This is a genomic window from Gloeocapsa sp. PCC 7428 (genome assembly GCF_000317555.1).
Classification (GTDB): domain Bacteria; phylum Cyanobacteriota; class Cyanobacteriia; order Cyanobacteriales; family Chroococcidiopsidaceae; genus Chroogloeocystis.
The window spans coordinates 4386740-4405629 of sequence record NC_019745.1 but is presented as its reverse complement, the minus strand read 5'-3'; the positions used below and the strand labels follow the sequence as shown (position 1 = coordinate 4405629).

General features: G+C 43.2%; 15 protein-coding genes. 8 read left to right on the top strand and 7 right to left on the bottom strand.

The window, feature by feature from the left end:
- Positions 1-46: 46 nt before the first annotated feature.
- Positions 47-859: an ABC transporter ATP-binding protein gene (locus GLO7428_RS19395; protein ID WP_231295507.1), complete on the bottom strand. Its 813-nt coding sequence runs from the start codon at positions 857-859 to the stop codon at positions 47-49.
- Between the two features lie 64 nt (positions 860-923).
- Between GLO7428_RS19395 and GLO7428_RS19390 the strand changes: the two genes are divergently transcribed.
- The 6 genes from GLO7428_RS19390 to GLO7428_RS19365 all read left to right on the top strand — a co-directional run bounded on the left by GLO7428_RS19390 (position 924) and on the right by GLO7428_RS19365 (position 5260).
- Complete coding sequence (locus GLO7428_RS19390) at positions 924-1346, top strand: hypothetical protein (protein WP_015190277.1); 423 nt, start codon at positions 924-926, stop codon at positions 1344-1346.
- Positions 1347-1360: 14 nt separating this feature from the next.
- Entirely contained in the window at positions 1361-1843 is a 483-nt protein-coding gene (locus GLO7428_RS19385) for an adenosine-specific kinase (RefSeq protein WP_015190276.1), read from the top strand.
- 41 nt (positions 1844-1884) lie between these two features.
- Entirely contained in the window at positions 1885-2535 is a 651-nt protein-coding gene (locus GLO7428_RS19380; protein WP_015190275.1) for an RND family efflux transporter MFP subunit, read from the top strand.
- A gap of 223 nt (positions 2536-2758) precedes the next feature.
- The gene (locus tag GLO7428_RS19375; RefSeq protein ID WP_015190274.1) at positions 2759-3241 is read left to right on the top strand and encodes a DUF1579 domain-containing protein; all 483 of its coding nucleotides are present in this window, start codon (positions 2759-2761) and stop codon (positions 3239-3241) included.
- A 228-nt stretch (positions 3242-3469) separates the two neighbouring features.
- Positions 3470-4306, top strand: coding sequence for an arylamine N-acetyltransferase (locus GLO7428_RS19370; protein ID WP_015190273.1), 837 nt, complete (start codon positions 3470-3472; stop codon positions 4304-4306).
- Between the two features lie 39 nt (positions 4307-4345).
- Positions 4346-5260 carry an SDR family oxidoreductase gene (locus GLO7428_RS19365; protein WP_015190272.1) on the top strand — a complete coding sequence of 305 codons (915 nt, stop codon included), beginning with the start codon at positions 4346-4348 and terminating at the stop codon, positions 5258-5260.
- 211 nt (positions 5261-5471) lie between these two features.
- On the opposite strand, the gene GLO7428_RS19360 is transcribed toward GLO7428_RS19365, so the two are convergent.
- From GLO7428_RS19360 to GLO7428_RS19335, 6 genes are all read right to left on the bottom strand, one after another.
- The gene (locus GLO7428_RS19360; protein WP_015190271.1) at positions 5472-6245 is read right to left on the bottom strand and encodes an SDR family oxidoreductase; all 774 of its coding nucleotides are present in this window, start codon (positions 6243-6245) and stop codon (positions 5472-5474) included.
- 15 nt (positions 6246-6260) lie between these two features.
- Entirely contained in the window at positions 6261-7448 is a 1188-nt protein-coding gene (gene eis / locus GLO7428_RS19355) for an enhanced intracellular survival protein Eis (RefSeq protein WP_015190270.1), read from the bottom strand.
- Positions 7449-7490: 42 nt separating this feature from the next.
- Complete coding sequence (locus GLO7428_RS19350; protein ID WP_015190269.1) at positions 7491-7937, bottom strand: DUF4332 domain-containing protein; 447 nt, start codon at positions 7935-7937, stop codon at positions 7491-7493.
- Positions 7938-7960: 23 nt separating this feature from the next.
- Positions 7961-8863, bottom strand: a complete 903-nt coding sequence (locus tag GLO7428_RS26200) for a DUF3267 domain-containing protein (RefSeq protein ID WP_015190268.1) — start codon at positions 8861-8863, stop codon at positions 7961-7963.
- Complete coding sequence (locus GLO7428_RS19340; protein ID WP_015190267.1) at positions 8860-10206, bottom strand: mechanosensitive ion channel family protein; 1347 nt, start codon at positions 10204-10206, stop codon at positions 8860-8862. Before GLO7428_RS19340 ends, GLO7428_RS26200 begins: the two co-directional genes overlap by 4 nt.
- 152 nt (positions 10207-10358) lie before the next feature.
- A complete protein-coding gene (locus tag GLO7428_RS19335) occupies positions 10359-11510 on the bottom strand; it encodes a hypothetical protein (RefSeq protein ID WP_015190266.1) in 1152 nt (383 codons plus the stop codon).
- A 572-nt stretch (positions 11511-12082) separates the two neighbouring features.
- On the opposite strand from GLO7428_RS19335, the gene GLO7428_RS19330 reads away from it, so the two are divergent.
- Together GLO7428_RS19330 and GLO7428_RS19325 are read left to right on the top strand one after the other, a co-directional pair.
- Positions 12083-16102, top strand: coding sequence for a choice-of-anchor I family protein (locus GLO7428_RS19330; protein WP_015190265.1), 4020 nt, complete (start codon positions 12083-12085; stop codon positions 16100-16102).
- 412 nt (positions 16103-16514) lie between these two features.
- Complete coding sequence (locus tag GLO7428_RS19325) at positions 16515-18866, top strand: alkaline phosphatase D family protein (RefSeq protein ID WP_015190264.1); 2352 nt, start codon at positions 16515-16517, stop codon at positions 18864-18866.
- The last annotated feature ends 24 nt before the right edge of the window (positions 18867-18890 follow it).

The following is an 18890-nucleotide window of genomic DNA, read 5'->3' as shown; positions in this document are numbered from 1 at the left end:
CACTCTATTGAATATTAAGATCTAGGGTAGGCATCGTGTCTACCCATTACCATTCCAATTCAGCCGGCGCAACTTTGCATTTGTTACGGCGAATATGCAAAATTTGACCACTACGCATTGTAATTACGCGGTCAGCCATTCTTGAAATTCCCGCATTATGGGTAATCACAATCGTCATTGCACCCAATTTACGATTAGCTTGCTCTAAGACCTCTAAAACAAGTTTACCCGTTTGAAAATCAAGCGCGCCTGTTGGTTCGTCACATAGTAACACCTGTGGACGTTTTGCAATTGCTAGAGCAATTGCCACGCGCTGTTGTTCGCCACCCGACATTTGTGAGGGAAAATAGTTGATGCGATCGCTTAATCCCACTCTGGATAGTGCTTCCTCTGGTGCCATTGGACGACGCGCTATGTCTGTAACTAATGCTACATTTTCTCGTGCTGTTAGGCTAGGAATCAAGTTATAGAACTGAAAGATAAAACCAATGCACTCGCGACGAAAGCGCGTTAGTTCTACATCCCTAGCGTTAGTTAAGTCGCGACGATTAAAGACGATCTGCCCACTCGAAGGGACATCTAATCCACCTAAGATATTCAATAATGTTGATTTGCCGCTACCTGAAGATCCTAAGACAACAACAAATTCACCTGCGTACAAGTCAAGGTCTACTGACTGTAATGCATACACCTCCACTTCACCCATGCGGTAAACCTTTGTGATAGCTTGCAAATGAAACCCAACGTTTGATGCAGCGGAGGAATTGGGTAGCTGACCGTGTTGGTTTTGCATCGTCAGAGTTGATGAAAGTTTTATACTATGGCGATGCTTCAAGTTTAGGCGATCGCACTTCATCATCACAAGATTCTCAAGTTTCCTTCCTAAAGTTGAACTAAGCAAATGAGATGTAGAGGCTACTGTTGTGATCAGCTATCAGGAAAAGCTCATTGCGCTTTGGACTGTTTTTTTACTGGGTACACTGTTTCACACTCAACTTGGCTTAATGCCACTGTTTCACGGTCAAGATATTGCGATCGCCGATGGCCATAACAGTGTCAATATTGCTTATATTCTCTGGGGAATGCTCGGCTTTTTTATTTTGCCGATGCTAGCGATCGTGGTCATGGTATTTAATGACTCTAAACGTTATCGGATCATGCATTTAAATTTGACAATTTTTTACACTGTTTTAAATTTTCTGCACTTTGTACTTGACTTAAAAATTATACCAATTGTTTGGTATCAAATCACATTAATGATCGTATTACTTTTGATTGGTTTGTTATTGAATGTAGTTTCACTGCAATGGTTAAGAGCAGATAGCCAATACAAAAAAATTGCTTAATAAACGAGGTAAAAATGCAACTACAATCTATTCCAGTTCAAATTCCAGAAGGAAGTAATGTCATTTTAGGTCAATCACATTTCATTAAAACAGTTGAAGATCTTTATGAAATCATGACTGAGAATTCCTCTCAGATTAAATTTGGTGTGGCGTTTTGTGAAGCATCAGGACCATGTTTAATCCGTGCTACTGGTAATGAACAAGTACTCCAAGCTGCTGCTATAAACAATGCAAAAGCGATCGCAGCGGGACACAGTTTTATTATTGTCATGCAAAACGCGTATCCAATTAGTGTTTTAAACGCGATTAAGCAATGTCCAGAAGTCTGCAACATTTACTGTGCTACTGCGAATCCTGTTGAAGCAATTATCGTTGAAACAGACCAAGGAAGAGGAATTTTAGGTGTTGTCGATGGTTCAGCACCAAAAGCTGTAGAAACTGCTGAAGATGTGCGCGTACGCCATCAATTCTTACGTCAAGTAGGCTATAAGCTTTAATTGTATGCAATGAGGCACAAAGAGATAAGAGGTAGTTATAGATGATATCACTGCCATCTCTACCAAAACACTCCTCAAAGTTATTTATCTATTTTGGTATTGCACTAGCAACGGCGATCGCACTCGTCTTATTGCTACGTCCTACTCCTGTTAAAGTTGAGGTAGGGCGCGTTGAACAAGGTAAACTACAAGTCACCGTCAATGTAGAGGGAATGACACGAGTGCGCGATCGCTACATTCTTGCAGCCGAAGTCACTGGACATCTAGACCGCATTACTTTGGATGAATGTGATGTTGTTGAGGCAAGAGATATTGTCGCGCGTATTGATCCTTTACCGCATACAACCGCAGCTTTAGCACAAGCACGCAGTCGCATTGCCGCAGCGCAGGCAAATCAACGACAAGTGGAAGCACGAGTTGCACAAACGCAAGCCGCTTTCGCACAAACCCAGCGCGATCGCCAACGGGCGCAATACTCTGCCGAAACAGGTGTTATCTCTCGGCAAGCGCGAGAACAAGCCGAGTTAAACGAACGCACGAAGATCGCAGAACATAACGCGGCACTCCAAGCCGCACAAGCAGCGCGAATTGCATCGACTCACGTACGCGCTCATGTGTCAGCAACGCCTTCCTTGCTTAAGAAATATTTCGCTGACGAGCAGAGTGCACATTTTATGGTACATTTGTACTAATTATGAACTGAGGAGCTACATTCCTTTCACCCGAATCGATTCCTCACTTATTCATCAGTGCAAGAAGTACGCAAACATATCTCACCTCTTCAAATAGTGAATGCAAGGCAGCATTTAAGTTCTCTGTGGTTTTGTTACCAGGCGTTGCTGCCTGCTGATGAGTAACGCAGCAAAATCACGCACGCCTCTCTGCCTTGCGCCAAACACAACAAGGAGTTTAATGATGAAAACTGAACTGCATAAACACGATTGGCTACAAAAGCTGGTTGGCGAGTGGACATACGAAGCAGAGGCGATAATGATGGAACCGAATCAGCCGCCGCAAAAGTTTACGGGAACTGAGAACGTGCGATCGCTCGATGGTGTGTGGTTGCTAGCCGAGGGACAGGGTGAAATGCCAGGCTGCGGTACTGCGACAACAGTGATGACGCTTGGCTACGACCCACAGAAGCAGCGTTATGTAGGCACCTGGATTGGATCAATGATGACTTACTTGTGTGTGTATGAAGGCGAACTAGACGCAGCTGAAAATGTTTTGACACTCAACACTGAAGCCCCCGCGATGACAGATGAGCGCAAAATGGCTAAGTACAAAGACGCGATCGAGTTTATCGGTGACGACCGTCGGGTACTGACATCGTATGTGTTGAGCGATGACGGCGAGTGGCACTGGGTTATGAGGACTAACTATCGGCGGAAGCAATAGCAACGTAACGCTATATGTTTTGCTGCTCCATAAGTCTGCCCGCATTCAGTGCAATCGATTGCCCTATAGTAAAGGCACAGGACTTACGCAACAGCTACCCCGAACAATCGCTGCTTCATGAGTAGCCGCTTTTTTGGAGGGGGTTTGGGGGAATGGGGGGTCTGATTAAAACGCTAAGATTGCGTAAGTCATAAGGAACTCAAAACTGACCGCATTGATTGTGCCGCTATGCGAAACCAAACACCTGACGCAATTGACCTCGATGCTTATTTTCAGCGCATCGGCTACAGCGGCGATCGCTCTCCAACGCTCGAAACATTACAAGCAATTCACCTCCATCATGCAACGTCGATTGCGTTTGAAAATCTTAATTCGTTGCTCAAACAACCTGTTGCGCTAGATCTCAAGTCTTTACAACAAAAGCTGATCTACGAAGGTCGTGGTGGCTATTGCTTTGAGCAAAATCTATTATTGCGCTCAGTCCTACTTTCACTTGGCTTTCATGTAACAAACCTAGCAGCGCGCGTGTTGTGGAATTTGCCACCAGGAACAATCGCGCCGCGCAGTCATATGCTGCTGCGGGTCGGTATTGATAACGAGCAACACATTGCAGATGTCGGCTTTGGGGGCTTAACACTCACTGCACCACTTGCTTTAACACCGAACCTTGAACAAAGGACACCCCATGAACTGTTTCGATTACTTGCAACTGAGCGCACTTACATCATGCAGGCATATATCGCTCAGGAATGGAAATCTCTTTACTCTTTTGATCTGCAAGAGCAGCAACTCCCAGATTATGAGGTAAGCAATTGGTATGTCTCAACTCACCCAAACTCACTGTTTGTAACGTCACTTATTGCAGCTAGACCAAACTCGCGCTGTCGCTATGCATTGCGAAATAACCGACTAACAATGCATTATCTTGATGGTGAGATAAAACAGCGCGTACTTACTACCGTGACAGAGTTGCGTACTGCGCTTGAGAATGAATTTCGCATACAATTACCAGCGATCGCAAATCTTGACAAGACTTTACAACAGCTAATTGCGCAAACTAATTAGTCTCTACTTCCCCAAAATGTAGAAATGGAGAAGGTTTAGATGATCAATCAACAATTGAAGAACAAAGTTGCTTTGGTCGCAGGAGCGACGCGCGGTGCAGGTCGTGGCATTGCTACTGAACTAGGTGCAGCGGGGGCAATTGTTTATGTAACAGGTCGAACTACTCGCACTCAACGCTCTGAATATAACCGTTCTGAAACCATCGAAGAAACCGCAGATCTTGTCAATCAAGTGGGAGGTTGTGGTATACCCATTCAGGTCGATCATCTCGATCCTGCACAGGTTCAAGCTTTGGTAGCACGCATCGAAAACGAGCAAGGGCGGTTGAATATTTTGGTTAACGATATTGGCGGAGAATATTTGACAGAGTTTAACAAGCCCGTGTGGGAGCTTTCTCTAGAACGGGGGCTGCGGATGTTGAGGTTGGCGATCGACACGCACATTATTACTAGTCACTCCGCGCTGCCACTTTTAATCAAAAATCCAGGTGGACTAGTCGTCGAAATCACCGATGGTACGGCAGAACACAATAGCGAAAACTACCGATTATCGCTATTCTATGACCTGGCAAAAACCTCAGTCATCCGCATGGCTTGGGCTTTGGCACAAGAGCTTCAACCGCATCTATGCACAGCCGTTGCGCTCACTCCAGGCTGGTTGCGTTCAGAAATCATGCTGGATAGTTTTGGGGTCAGCGAAGCCAATTGGCAAGATGCAACCGCAAAAGAACCTCACTTTGTCATTTCTGAAACGCCCCGTTATATTGGTCGTGCGGTTGCGTGTCTTGCTGGAGATCCCAATGTTGCCCGTTGGAGTGGTCAATCGCTGTCGAGTAGTCAACTCGCGAAGGTCTACGGTTTTACAGATTTGGATGGCTCGCAGCCGGATGCTTGGCGCTATATTTGTGAGGTTCAAGCAGCAGGTTTGCCTGCTGATGCAACTGGATATCGGTAGTTAGCGTTGTCTGAATTCTGAAGCGCAAGTCTAACTGTACTACTGTGCGGAATGGCTATATTCTTAAATGCTTCGACCTTCTGATTTTCAACCCTGATCTCTGCTACAGTAGATATTGCTCTGAAATGAGAAAGCGAGTTTGAACAGTTGAGGCTGTGATTAGGCGATCGCATGACTTGCTTGGACTGAGCGCGATTGTCTTTAGTAAATTTTACAACCCACCCCTTGAGCGAATAATTTGTCCTGTAATCCATTGTGCTTGTGTAGAAGCAAGAAATAGAATAATACGTGCTGCATCTTCTGGTGTACCGACACGACTAAAACGTGATTCCATTGCTAGTTGAGTCCGAAGATCCTCATTCATCCAACCTGTATCTGTTGCGCCTAGATCTACCGCGTTGACTGTAATACCTTTATCTGCCAAGCTAGCACTTAAACTCATCGTCAGCGCCTCAATTGCTCCTTTGGTAATTGCATAAGGGAGGTTCTCTGGCATAGGTGCTAAACTTTGACCAGAAGTTAAATTAATAATTCTTCCCCCTGCACGCCCATCGTGACGCTGTGCAAATTCTTGACATAATAACGTTGTGCCGCGCACATTGACTGCATAGTGCGTGTCAAGTAAATCAGCAGATAGTGAGTAGATATCTACTTGTTCGTCATATGCTGCATTATTTATCAAAATATCCACAGAACCTAGCAAATCTTCTACTTGCTCAAATAGCTGCTTTGGTACTTGTAATTCAGCAAGATTCGCTTCCAATCCCGCAACTTTTACTCCATAAGATTGTAGTAAACTAATGATTTCTTCTGCCTCGCGATCGCAACTTCCCCAAGGCATCAATGCATCATACGGACGATAATAAGTCGTAAAAACATTCGCTCCAGCTTTAGCCAAAGAATGTGCGATCGCAAATCCAATACCTTGAAGGCGACTGACTCCCGTTACTAAAGCAACTTTACCAGATAACCCATAATCAATCATATAATCTGTATTTAACTAAAAGAAATCTGGCATCCAAGGCAAAGACCCTGCAAAGATCTGTGTTGCACTTAACAAAGCTGTTTCTGTAGCTGCTAAGCGTCCCATAAGTTGCAATTGCTGTGGTGTAAATAATCCTGTATAAAGCGGCGATAATCCACTAATATCAAGTTTTAATTCTCCTTGTCCTCCCTTAGTCACTTCACCGTGTCCTTGCGTTACTTTCAGAATGAAGTTGCCATTATTTTCTCCTATTAACTCGTCCGTAATTGCTAAATGTAATTCAGTTGTCAAATCTTCTGGATAGCCGCGTTTTTCTAAAGCTTTTACAACATCAACAATCCGCATCATCCAATGTGTTAAATCTACTATTTTTGCTGTTTGTTCTGGCAGGTTTAATGTTAAAAAATTAGTAGCTGAATGTTTCCAATAGACTTTCTCAACTTGCGAACGATGATCGCTGATAAATGTCCAGAAACGTCGCACTGCACCTGAAGTTAGTAAGACTAAATCTCTTATAGCAAGACATTCACTATTATTGAGTTGCTGTTGCTGAAACATTAAATAGCCTTCAGGTTGATTTGCACCAATCAAATAAGCATAAGTAGATGATTTGATTTTCTCTTGCCAAATTGATTGATGGCGTTGCAAATATCCATTTGTTGATTTTGCTTGTTGCTGATGCAGATGAGAGAATTCATGACAATCGAGATCGACAGCTTGCATTGGCAGTGTGCGATCGCTTCGGGCGCTGCGCTGCGCGCAATCACGCATTACAATACTCTGTGTCGGCATTTCCCAACTGCAAAGGCTTCCGCCTTGTTCGTACCCCACTTGGCGATAGAGTCTTTGCGTTGCAGCATAAAGCGTTGAAATTGGGATACCTCGTCTATAAAGTTCTCGAATTGTTTGTTTCATTAATTCCAATGCTGCACCAGAACCGCGATATTCTGGGGCTATCCCTACTGCTGCGATTCCTCCCATAGGAACACATTCACCACCAAACCATTGTCCTTGCGGAAGGATGGCTAAACCACCGATCATTCGAGTTGAATCGCTGATACTGCGGTAGTTTTCTCTACCAACACGTTGAAAGTAAGTCTTGATGCTGTCGGATGGAGAGTTGAAGCACTGCTGTAAAATTTTTCCTAGTCGTTGCTCGTCTTCAGCGTTCGAGATAACGTCATATTTAAAGTGAGACATCATGGCAATCCTGCCTAATGTACTACAAATATAAATATATCTGTATTATGGGTGGGTGACAAGCGATCGCGCTTGATTAATCCATACTTGCATTTCACTGCGCGAGGGACACAAATCGCGACGTTGGAGTGTTGCAACTTGCAATCGCAAAATCTGTTGATGTAATCGATGCAGTGGAGTTTGCGCAAGTTGGGTAACAGATATAATGCCTGCGTGCAGTAATACGCCGCAATATTGACAGCCGACACTGGGAATTCGTGCTAAATCTGCTAAAGCTACCCATTTGTTGACAGTTTCAACTCTAACGCGTAACTGTGTTGCTAAGGCTTGTCGTTGATGAATCGTTTGACATTGTTGTAATAGTTGCAGCGTTGTTGATATACCAAGTTGTGCAAGTTGTGCTTGTTCTTGGATGTTTAATCCTGGTAGTTCGCTAATTTGCCAATTCTTTTGTAGAATTTGAGTTGGAGACGAACGATTTACTTTTTGCATATTTTAAAAGTGATACCATCTCACTATTTGCTCTTTGTTGAGTTAAAACTCGATTTAACAAATCCGTAAATTAATCCCACCGCACTACTTAATGCTAAAACATTAATAAACTGAATCGAAGCCAGAAATCCGCCTCCATCAGTACGCTGGTATTGGTACAAAGTTAAGGGAGTATCAGAAATTCCCAAAATCAATGTTTCTATACCAAGCATTGATAAAATTACCGGTAGCACAAACCCCAATCCTAGCCAAATCACTACCATGCTCATCGCAAAGCCTGTTAAGAAATCCCAGAATAAACTATTTGCTGAATGCGCTACGCGGCGATCGCCTGATTTACCATAGATGCGTAAGCCAATGACTGTATCTTTTGCTAAAACATGGCGGGGGTAGCGCCAAACAATCGTACTCACCCACATATCGACAATTGCACCTGCTGCATTGATTGCGAGTGCGATCGCTAACCACGGTGTCTGCAATACAACCATCAGCAACACACCTAAAACCGAGATGATCGCGAATGGCGCAAGCGTAATCTGTAAAAATTGATTGCGCGTAAAAACTTTGCTCGAAGTTGCATAAGCATAAGGTAAGACAAAGTGCGATAACCCTACTCCATAACGCGGTTTACCGCCATAAATCGACATTACCGCACCGTGAATAAGTTCGTGCAAGACAATTGTTAATATTATTAGAAGTAATGTTCCGATCCATCCCTGCACTTGCGAAAAGGCAAAATTAATGTCTTGATTTGTTCCTGTAAAGAAAGCGTAAATTGCTAAAAAAATTGGTAAAAATAAGAAAAAACCTGCGGTAGCTAGAAAGAAAAACTTAGCGGCTAAAGTACGATTAACTGTTAATTCATCTAATAGTTGATAGCCGCGTTGTTGCAAGTTTTGGGTAGCTAAAGAAGTAGGATGTTTCATTCTTCGCTTCCTTGTCCATTCGGTTGTTCTAATACTGTTTGCTGTAAAATTGGCAAAGAATTCCGAAATTCTATAGCATAAATATCCGTTGGTAATGCAATTCCCTCATTCATGAGTGACTCTTTAACCGCTTGCGCAACCTGCGAAGTTGCTTCTAAAAAAGCCATGCGGCGCGAATTTACCCAAAAGCGAATTTCAAGATTTACCGTACTCGGCGCGAGTTCGCGAACTAAAATTTCTAGCGGTTGACTCACTTCTACACCGTTGATTGTTAAAACAGCGTCTCTAATAATCTGTTTTGCAGTATTAATATCCGCAGCATAATCAATTCCAACGATCACTGAACTTCGACGCACTGGGGAAGCTGTATTATTAGTAATGCTCGCCTGAAAAACTTCTTGATTGGGGACGTATACCATCCGCCCATCATAAGTTTGAATCGTAGTCGCGCGGAGTTGAATTTGAGTAATTGTGCCTTCAAATTCTTTAATAACAACTTGATCGCCGAGTCGAAACGGTCGAGCAGCCAGTAAAATGACACCAGAAATATAATTACCTAAAATATCTCGGAGACTAAAACCAATCGCAACTGTAGTTAATCCTAATGTACCAAGTAACGCAGTAAAATCAAGTCCTAAGACTCCTAGGGCGATTATCGAACCAATTACCCATACTCCACCGTATCCTAATTTAGCAATGAGAATTTCGGTACTGCGATCGCCTTCGGTGCGTTGCGCCCAACTGTAAGCAACTTGTCGTACTCCCCGCGCGATCGCCCATGTCAACGCCACAACAATTAAACCACCAATAATCGAGGGTAAATTATCGATAATATCGCGGAGTAACTCGCGCATCGTGATATTAACGCGCTGCACAACATCAATGGCTAACGGTGGCTGATCAAAAGCTTGATTGAGTGCGATCGCCCACTGTTGCGCCAATTCTTCCACAGAAACACCAAAATCTTCCGCATCTTGTTGCGTTACCGTCATCAACACGCGATTATTAACTTGTAATGTCGCGATATTGCGTTGCGGACTTGTTTGTACAGTAACAGTTTCTATAGGTTGCGATCGCGCTAAGACACTCGCAATTCTGCGATTGATAATTTGCGCGCGTTCTGTTGCATCCAGTTCCGGTAAACTACCTACTTGAAAAATTGGTCTTCCGCGTACTAAGATATCTGCAAAAAACACTCCATCTACAGGAACTTCTACAGACGAATTCAGCGGAGTGTTAATAATAGGAATATCTTGGGCTAAACCGATATGACTTCTCAATAATATCAAGCTAGTGACAAACACGACAATGCGTATTTTATCAGCTTGTTTGCGTTTGCCCATTCTTTACTCTCTACTACACGCTCATAATCATAACAATAGCTTCTATTCTTTCTATCTACCCTCTACATCTAGATTATGAAGTAATCTTTGTGTCCTAACGCTTGCGCAGCCTCAAGATATTTCAGCGAAGTGGGCATTGCCCACCATACTGTTTAATAACGAAAGATACCTGCTATTGGTGAATGTCCTGGTACAGATTCAGGATCAACCGCATAGACAATACCACTATTTATCAGAGTATGAATTGCGGCTAAATCTATCAAGTCTTCATCACCTGTTTGCTGTTCTTCGTGAACTTCAACTTGATTTTTCTCTGGATCAAAGCCACCCCATTTTTGAACGCCAATTCCTACAAATAAAGAATCAACACGCTGAAAGTAGGCAGCGGGAACAACTTCTAGTATATTGTCGCTCGTTTGCCCTGTTCCAGCTAATTCTTGATACCGTTCTACAAGTTCTTGTTGATTTTTCTCAAAATGCGGTTGTACGACTTCCCAAGCTTGTGCGTGTAATTCTTCAGGCTTTGCAATATCAGGATTACCTGTCACACCATCCTCAATTAAATAAGGGTAGTTATTCGCCTCTTTGTAGATCGAAAATAAGTATTCTACTCCAGCTAAAACAAGCGGACAGTGTTGATTTTTAAGGAGTTCTTGAATGCCCGCATCTACCTTACGGAAGTAGCGTAATATGTTTTCTTTTTGATCGTCTTCGCCTGCACCTTGTCCGTGGAAAATTGCAGCGCGATCGCCGCCACCACCTTGCGCAGTACCAGTATGAAATTGCAGTTGCTTTTCAGGATCGTCGTAGCGTAATGCTTCGCCAATACTTTGCGGTACATCTTCTAAGTCAATTTCGCTGACACTATAACGCGTCCCTTGGAAAAGCCGAATTTGATTTTGACTGAGTGCGAGTAGATAGAATCTACCATCGTTGGTTAGTAGCTGTAATAGCGGCTTGAGGTGAAAGCGATCGGTGACGACAACTAATTCATCAAAGTTGAGTGGAACTTGGTAGTAGCTAAAGAAATTATCAGCAATAAAAATTGCAAGTCCATCACTTTGATGTTGCCAAAATTGATAATCATCGAGTTGTTGCGCTCGTGCTAACATATCTCTTGCATCCTGCGGGCGCATTCCTCCCTCGATTAATTTGTCTTCGGCTTCTTTGATTAAGTTTTTGAAGCGAATTGGGTCTTGCTGTGTTTGAGTTCCCAGTTTATGCGTGGGCATATAAATAGAAACACATATACCTTTTGGTTGTTCAATTAATATTTTTGCTTCATCGATTGAAAACAATTTCATCTAGTATCCTCCTATCGAGTTAAAGAAATAGTATAGCAATGTTGGTTAGTATCGTATTTTTTAAACGACCTATATTCCTTGTATTAGTTGCCAAATGCAATGACGCAAAATACTGAAGAAAAGAGACCAAGACAATCCCATTAATACTTTATTGCTACACCTTCATACAAGATTTAGCTTATTCTTTATGTTAAACATTTTGTCTTTTGTTGGCTTCCAACCACCTTGGTAAATATTCTATAGACCATCTATCTAATGATTGATTTCTGTTGACAGTTGCAACGATATTAGAAGATGACATCTATCTCAAAGCTGATATTTGCCAAAAACACAAAACAAAGATTTGTTTATGAGTAGAAAGGCTATATAGCGATTTTTAGTGGGAAGATAATATTTTCTTAACGTTTCTTTGATAAGTTACAGAAGTACGACCGTAGCACAAGACCGAGATGCTTTGCACCATTTGTAGTAAAGCAGAGTTTAAATAGCTCATCAATAACTGGCTTTTTCTGAAAGCAATAAATCTGTTTTATGCATCGCTGTAATTTATCAATATTGCAGACATATCACCTATGGATTCGTTTAAGTTACAATTACTGCACGCTACTGACTTAGAAGCTGGTATTTCTGCTGTTGAGGATGCGCCTCGGTTTTCAGCCGTTGTTAATGGACTGCGATCCGAATTACCTGAACAAACGCTTCTGATCTCGTCTGGCGATAATTATATTCCTGGTCCTTTTTTACTGGCAAGTGCCGATCCGAGTTTAGATGAGATTTTAGGTAGTGCTGGCGCTGGGCGAGGTGACATCGCAATTATGAATGCGATCGCTTTTGATGCTTCAGCGTTGGGTAATCATGAATTTGATTTGGGAACAGGACAAGTTGCAAGTGTCATTGCGCCGGATGGTGATTACCCTGGAACAAGTTTTCCTTATTTAAGTGCTAATTTAGATTTTAGCGAAGATGCCAATTTAAGAGATTTAGTTGTTCCTGAAGGACAAGCACCACAACCAAATAGCATTACAAAAAGTGTCGTGTTTGACGTTGATGGCGAAATTGTCGGTGTGGTTGGCGCGACGACACCATTACTCGAATCGATTTCTTCGCCTGGCGATGTGATTGTTTCACCACCTGATCCTGAGGATTTGAATGCACTAGCAGCAGAAATTCAAATTTCGGTGGATAATCTCATCAATCAGGGTGTCAATAAAATTATTCTGACTTCGCACTTACAGCAAATAGCGCTTGAACAAGAATTAGCGACATTGCTAGAAGGCGTAGATATTATTATTGCGGGTGGATCGGATACAATTTTAGCCGATGAAAGCGATCGCCTCCGCCCTGGTGATACAGCTGCGGGTTCTTATCCGGTTTTAACCGAATCTGCGAGTGGTGAACCTGTCGCGATTGTCAGTACTGATGGTAACTATAACTACGTCGGGCGCTTGGTTGCCGAATTTGATGAAAATGGCATATTACTTCCAGAAAGCATCGATCCTTTAACGAGTGGTGCATACGCCACAGACGAACAAGGCGTAGAAGATCTGCGTAATCTTGTCGCGAATCCTGATGCTGTCGTCGCCGATGCTGATGTTGTTGCGATTACAGCGGCTATTCAAGAAGTCATTTTAGAGAAAGACGGTAATCTTTTTGGTAGTTCCGAGGTATTCCTCAACGGTGAAAGAGAAGATGTTCGCACTCAAGAAACAAACTTGGGGAATTTAACTGCTGATGCGAATCTCGCTGCGGCGCGTAGCGTTGATGACTCAGTTGTCATTTCAATCAAAAATGGCGGAGGAATTCGCGCGCCGATTGGTGTAGTTAATCCTGAAACTGGCGAAACCCTTTCGACAGCGGCGAATGAATTAACAGGTAAAGAAGCAGGTGAAATTTCTCAGCTAGATATTGAAAACGCGCTGCGCTTTAACAATGAACTCACGCTATTAACGTTAACGGCTGGACAACTTCTTGCAGTTATTGAACACGGTGTTGCAGCTACTGCATCTGGCGCGACTCCTGGACAATTTCCGCAAGTTGCTGGTGTATCGTTTAGTTTTGACCCTGATTTAGAATCGGGAAATCGCATTCAATCATTAGTCGTTGAGGATGCAGATGGTAATCCGCGTGATATTGTTGTTGAAAATGGCGAACTTGTCGGCGATCGCGATCGCGAGTTTCGGATCGTCACTTTAAGCTTCTTGGCTGAGGGTGGTGATGGCTATCCTTTTGACCAATTTGCTGAGGCTAATGCAGAACGATTCAATCGAGTCGATCTGACTGATTTAAATTTAGCGCCAGGAACTGCAAATTTTGCCGATCCTGGTACTGAACAAGATGCTTTAGCTGAATATCTCCTCGCTAATTTTGCGGAAGAACCTTATGATGTTGCGGATGTTGGTTCTGGACAAGATTCTCGAATTCAGAATCTCAACGAACGCAGCGATACCGTGATTACACCTATTATTGATGCTGCGGATGCGATTAGTTTAGCACCTATTGGTACTTACGAAACAGGTATTTTCGATGAAGGTGCCGCAGAAATTGTCCAGTACGATCCTGCTACACAACGTCTGTTTGTTGTCAATGCGAATCAAGCAACAGTTGATGTTTTAGATATTAGCGATCCGACAAATATTCAAGCCTTGAATTCAATTTCCTCGACTGCTTTCGGTGGTATTGCTAACAGCGTGGCGATTTTTGATGGTGTCATTGCAGTAGCCGTAGAAAGTGAGGATACACAACTACCAGGTAGGGCTGTTTTCTTTGATGTGGACGGTAACTTTTTAAGTTCCGTAGAAGTTGGGGCTTTACCCGACATGATTACCTTTACTCCTGATGGAAGTAAGGTATTAGTTGCAAATGAAGGCGAACCGAATGACGATTACACCATCGATCCTGAAGGTTCGATCAGCATTATTGATGTCTCAGGTGGTTTTGAAAATCTGACACAAGATAACGTTACAACGGCTGGCTTTAGTGCGTTTAACGATCGCAAAGACGAACTGATTGCAGAGGGAGTACGAATTTTTGGACCTAATGCCACAGTAGCTCAGGATGTAGAACCAGAATACATCACAGTTTCCTCTGACTCTACGACTGCTTGGATTGCGCTGCAAGAGAACAATGCCTTAGGAGTGCTTGATATTGCTTCTGGAGAGATTACAGATATCTTGCCTCTCGGTTTTAAAGACCACAGTCTTCTTGGCAATGGTTTAGATGTCAGTGACAGAGATGATGCGATCAATATTACCAACTGGCCCGTATTTGGTATCTACCAACCCGACGCGATCGCAAGCTATGAAGTCGATGGCGAAACTTTTATTATTACTGCTAATGAAGGCGATGCTCGCGATTATGATGCCTATAGCGAAGAAGCACGGGTAGAAGATTTAGTTCTCGATCCTGTTGCTTTCCCTAATGCTGAAGAACTACAAGCAGAGGAAGCACTTGGTCGTCTAATCGTTACCACTGCTAACGGTGACACGGATGGTAATGGCGAGTATGAAGAACTATACGTTTTTGGTGGTCGCTCGTTTGCGATTTGGACTGAGGAAGGAGAACTAGTTTACGATAGCGGTGACGATTTTGAGAAAATTACAGCAGCGCTGTACCCCCAAGATTTTAACTCTGACAATAGCGAAAATGACTCTTTTGATAGTCGCAGTGATGCCAAAGGACCAGAACCCGAAGGCGTAACCGTTGGTGTCATTAATGGTCGGACTTATGCGTTTATTGGTCTAGAACGTATTGGCGGAATAATGACTTACGATGTTACTGACCCCACCGATCCGCAGTTTGTTCAGTACATCAACAACCGTGATTTTAGTGGCGATGCTGAAGCTGGTACAGCAGGCGATCTAGGTATAGAAGGATTAACATTCATTTCTGCTGAAGACAGTCCAAACGGTAAGCCACTAGTAGTTGCTGCAAATGAAATTAGTGGAACAACAACTGTTTTTGAAATTACAGTAAACAGCGACGGAACTCCTGAACCAACCGGAGAACTCATTTTTGGTACAGAAACTGATGATGAGTTGTTTGCCAATACCCGCGATACTGTCTTTGCGGGGGCTGGTAATGACATTGTTGATGCTTCTACTGGTGGCGGTGGTAATCAACTTTATGCGGGTGATGGCGATGATGAGTTGTTTGCTGGAAGCCGCGATCGCCTTTTTGGTGAAGCAGGTAACGATATTCTCAATGCGGCTGTTGGCAGTGGTGGAAATCGACTATATGGCGGTGAAGGTAACGATACCTTAATTGGTGGCACAGGCGATCGCTTATTCGCTGGTTCAGGTGATGATGTCTTATTTGCTGGACAAGGCGATAATCTCTTAAATGGTGGTGCAGGTGCCGATCAGTTTTGGATTGCTTACAATGGTTTACCCAATAGCGTCAATGCGATCGCTGATTTTCAAGTCGGTATTGATATCATCGGTATTGGTGGTTTATCACAAGTCAATAACTTTAGCGACCTCACGCTGACTCAAAATGGGGCTGATACACTCATTAACGCTTCTGATACCGATTTAGCTATTCTTAGAGGCATTCAAGCTACTTCGGTGAATGCCAATAGCTTTGAATTTGCGTAGTTTTATCTTTCTGATAGTAACAAATTGCACCTTTTCTATAAGCAGAAGAGGTGCAATTATTTTGTTGTTCTAAATTCAAAGAAATATAACAAATTGATTGATAGCAGTCGAGCAACAGATTAGAGCATTTTTAGAATCTCAACATCAATAAATGCAAGGTTTTCACCTCTTGCCTTCTGCCTCTTAATATCAATATTTTTAGAAAAATAAAGAGCGATCGCTCTCTATAATTTTTGTAGAATATTTAAATAAATCACTATTTTGAAGTGTAGGAAGTTAATTTGTATGTACTTCTCATACCAAATTTTACTATCGCCATAAAAAATAGAAAGCCTATCTATCTTAAAAAAATATAAAACTAGTACGTCGATTCTCCTTGCTCGGGTAGCACTACAAAGATTTCTTAAAAGTAATGAACTCTAATAAAATAAACAGACGCTCGTTTATTAAATATGCGACTGCTGGATTTACGCTTGCGAGTATTTCTACTGCAAGAAAGGCAAAATCTTCTTTAAAAAGAACGAAAGCTGCGGCTAGCTTGCAGCCAGTACAACCGCTTCCTAATGATATGACACGAACCTGGCTTGGGCGATCATTCTGGGCAAATCGTTTGCAGGATTGGCGATTGCATAATGGTTTGATTGAATGTTTGGCAAGCGAGGCTGGAGATGAGATCCGCACAGTGTCGCTGCTGACTCGTGAAGTAATTGCTGGTTCAACCTCGGCACAAATCAGCGTTGTCGTCAAACTCTTAACAAAGGGCGCTGGTGGCTTTTGTGGGTTTCTGATTGGAGGTGGTAGCGGAAAGCTTGACTACCGCGCAGCGGCGCTTGTCCAAAAAGCATCTGGTATTGGCGGTGGTTTGCTTTGTACTTACGAAACTGACGGTCGCATTCGGTTTCGCGAACATACTAGCGAAGAGCAACCTCTACAATTTGCTGAGCTACCATCCGAGCAAATCGGCTCTCCAAATCTAGCAGCCGATCTTAATGAAGATGTCTTACTACAGCTTAATATATCTCCGCAGCCAGATGGTAAATTTCAGTTGCAACTGACTGCTACGCAGGAAACGGGTCAAATATTAGGACAAGCCATTTTAAAAAACGTTGCAGACTCGACTATTTGTGGCAGCATTCTGCTTGTTTCTTCTCCGTACCCTGGGCAAGCAGGAGCAAGATACGGATTTCGCGATCCGCGCACGGGCGGAAGCAAGGTCGCTGTACGTCCTTACAATGCACTCGGTCCAATCATTGGAACGATGTATTCACTCAACGGCAAAGTGCTTAAAGTCTCAGCCCAGTTTGTGCCTCTTGGTGATACGCAACCACGTATCGCACAATTTCAGTATCGCAGCGCCAACGAAGCTTGGCAAAATGGTTCTGAAGCGACTATTGGGGCTGGATATACCGCACTGTTTCGCTTGAGCAATTGGAACGCTACTCAAGATTGGGAATATCGAATCGTTTATAAGTATCAATCGCTAAGCGCATATTACAACGGTATCATCCGCAAAGACCCCGTAGATAAACAATCATTGACGATTGGGCTAGTTAGCTGTGTCATTGCTACGGCACGTTCACTCGAAGGTGGTGTCGGTAAACCCGAATTACCCAATGCAGAACTTTTAGGGCGCTACACTTCAAAAAATATTTACTTCCCGCACTCGCAGCTTGCCCAAAATTTGCGTCGCCAGCAACCTGATTTATTACTCTTCGTTGGCGATCAGCTTTACGAAACACGCCCAACGCGAAAAGATATAAGTAAGTCTCCCGTACTCGATTACTTGTACAAGTGGTATCTCTGGTATTGGTCGTTTCGCGATCTGACGCGGAATACTCCTACGATCGCTTTAGTAGACGACCACGATGTTTTTCAAGGCAATATTTGGGGAGAAAGCGGTAAACCTGCGGCGAACAATAATGAAAATAGCGGCGGTTATGTTCACACAGGTTCTTTTGTGAATTTGGTACAGCGATCGCAATGCGGTCACAATCCAGATGCTTACGACCCAACACCAGTATTACAGAATATCAATGTTTACTACGGTGCGTTTCGCTATGGTGGGGTCAGTTTTGCAATTCTAGAAGATCGCAAGTTTAAAACGGTAAGTACAACACAACCATCTGTACTTTTAGGAGAAAGACAAGAAAAATTTTTAGAAGCTTGGGCGCAAGATAAACAAGGGATAAGGGCGAAAATATGTATTACGCAGACGCTTTTCGGTTGCCTCTTAACCGATGAAAATCGCCGTCCTGCAATCAACTACGATACTAACGGCTTTCCGCAGGCTGGTAGGAATCGCGCGATCGCGCTTTTACGCAATGCAGGCGCATTAGTTGTCTCTGGCGATCAGCACCTAGCGAGTTTGGTTCGACACGGAATTAATAATTTTACTGATGGTGTCGTGCAATTTTCTGGACCTGCGGGAGGCGCGCTTTGGCAACGCTGGTTTCAACCTGCTGGATTATTGCCGAATGGTGGTGCTACTCCACATACAGGAGATTTTATCGATGCATTTGGTAACAAAATGCGCGTCTTAGCTGTCGCGAATCCAAAAATTACTCAAAAGTATTATGTAGATAATTCCTCTAGTAACAGTCGTAATGTTGGTGACAGAAAGCTTAAAAGCGAGGGATATGGTATTATTCGCGTCAGGGCAAACGAATATGCGATCGAGTGCTGGCCTTGGAATGTTGACCCTACGGCTGCGAGTGCCAAGCAATTTCCTGGTTGGCCGTATCGTTTGCCTTTTACTCAAGTTTAACGCTGTTGGCGAAAGTTTCAAACT

Bases quoted from the DNA above. Each gene is read 5' to 3' on its own strand.
- GLO7428_RS26200 (WP_015190268.1), bottom strand. From the start codon at position 8,863: ATGAAACATCCTACTTCTTTAGCTACCCAAAACTTGCAACAACGCGGC.
- GLO7428_RS19325 (WP_015190264.1), top strand. From the start codon at position 16,515: ATGAACTCTAATAAAATAAACAGACGCTCGTTTATTAAATATGCGACT.
- GLO7428_RS19350 (WP_015190269.1), bottom strand. From the start codon at position 7,937: ATGCAAAAAGTAAATCGTTCGTCTCCAACTCAAATTCTACAAAAGAAT.
- GLO7428_RS19335 (WP_015190266.1), bottom strand. From the start codon at position 11,510: ATGAAATTGTTTTCAATCGATGAAGCAAAAATATTAATTGAACAACCA.
- GLO7428_RS19380 (WP_015190275.1), top strand. From the start codon at position 1,885: ATGATATCACTGCCATCTCTACCAAAACACTCCTCAAAGTTATTTATC.
- GLO7428_RS19370 (WP_015190273.1), top strand. From the start codon at position 3,470: ATGCGAAACCAAACACCTGACGCAATTGACCTCGATGCTTATTTTCAG.
- GLO7428_RS19365 (WP_015190272.1), top strand. From the start codon at position 4,346: ATGATCAATCAACAATTGAAGAACAAAGTTGCTTTGGTCGCAGGAGCG.
- GLO7428_RS19385 (WP_015190276.1), top strand. From the start codon at position 1,361: ATGCAACTACAATCTATTCCAGTTCAAATTCCAGAAGGAAGTAATGTC.
- GLO7428_RS19395 (WP_231295507.1), bottom strand. From the start codon at position 859: ATGATGAAGTGCGATCGCCTAAACTTGAAGCATCGCCATAGTATAAAA.
- GLO7428_RS19360 (WP_015190271.1), bottom strand. From the start codon at position 6,245: ATGATTGATTATGGGTTATCTGGTAAAGTTGCTTTAGTAACGGGAGTC.
- eis (WP_015190270.1), bottom strand. From the start codon at position 7,448: ATGATGTCTCACTTTAAATATGACGTTATCTCGAACGCTGAAGACGAG.
- GLO7428_RS19375 (WP_015190274.1), top strand. From the start codon at position 2,759: ATGAAAACTGAACTGCATAAACACGATTGGCTACAAAAGCTGGTTGGC.
- GLO7428_RS19340 (WP_015190267.1), bottom strand. From the start codon at position 10,206: ATGGGCAAACGCAAACAAGCTGATAAAATACGCATTGTCGTGTTTGTC.
- GLO7428_RS19330 (WP_015190265.1), top strand. From the start codon at position 12,083: ATGGATTCGTTTAAGTTACAATTACTGCACGCTACTGACTTAGAAGCT.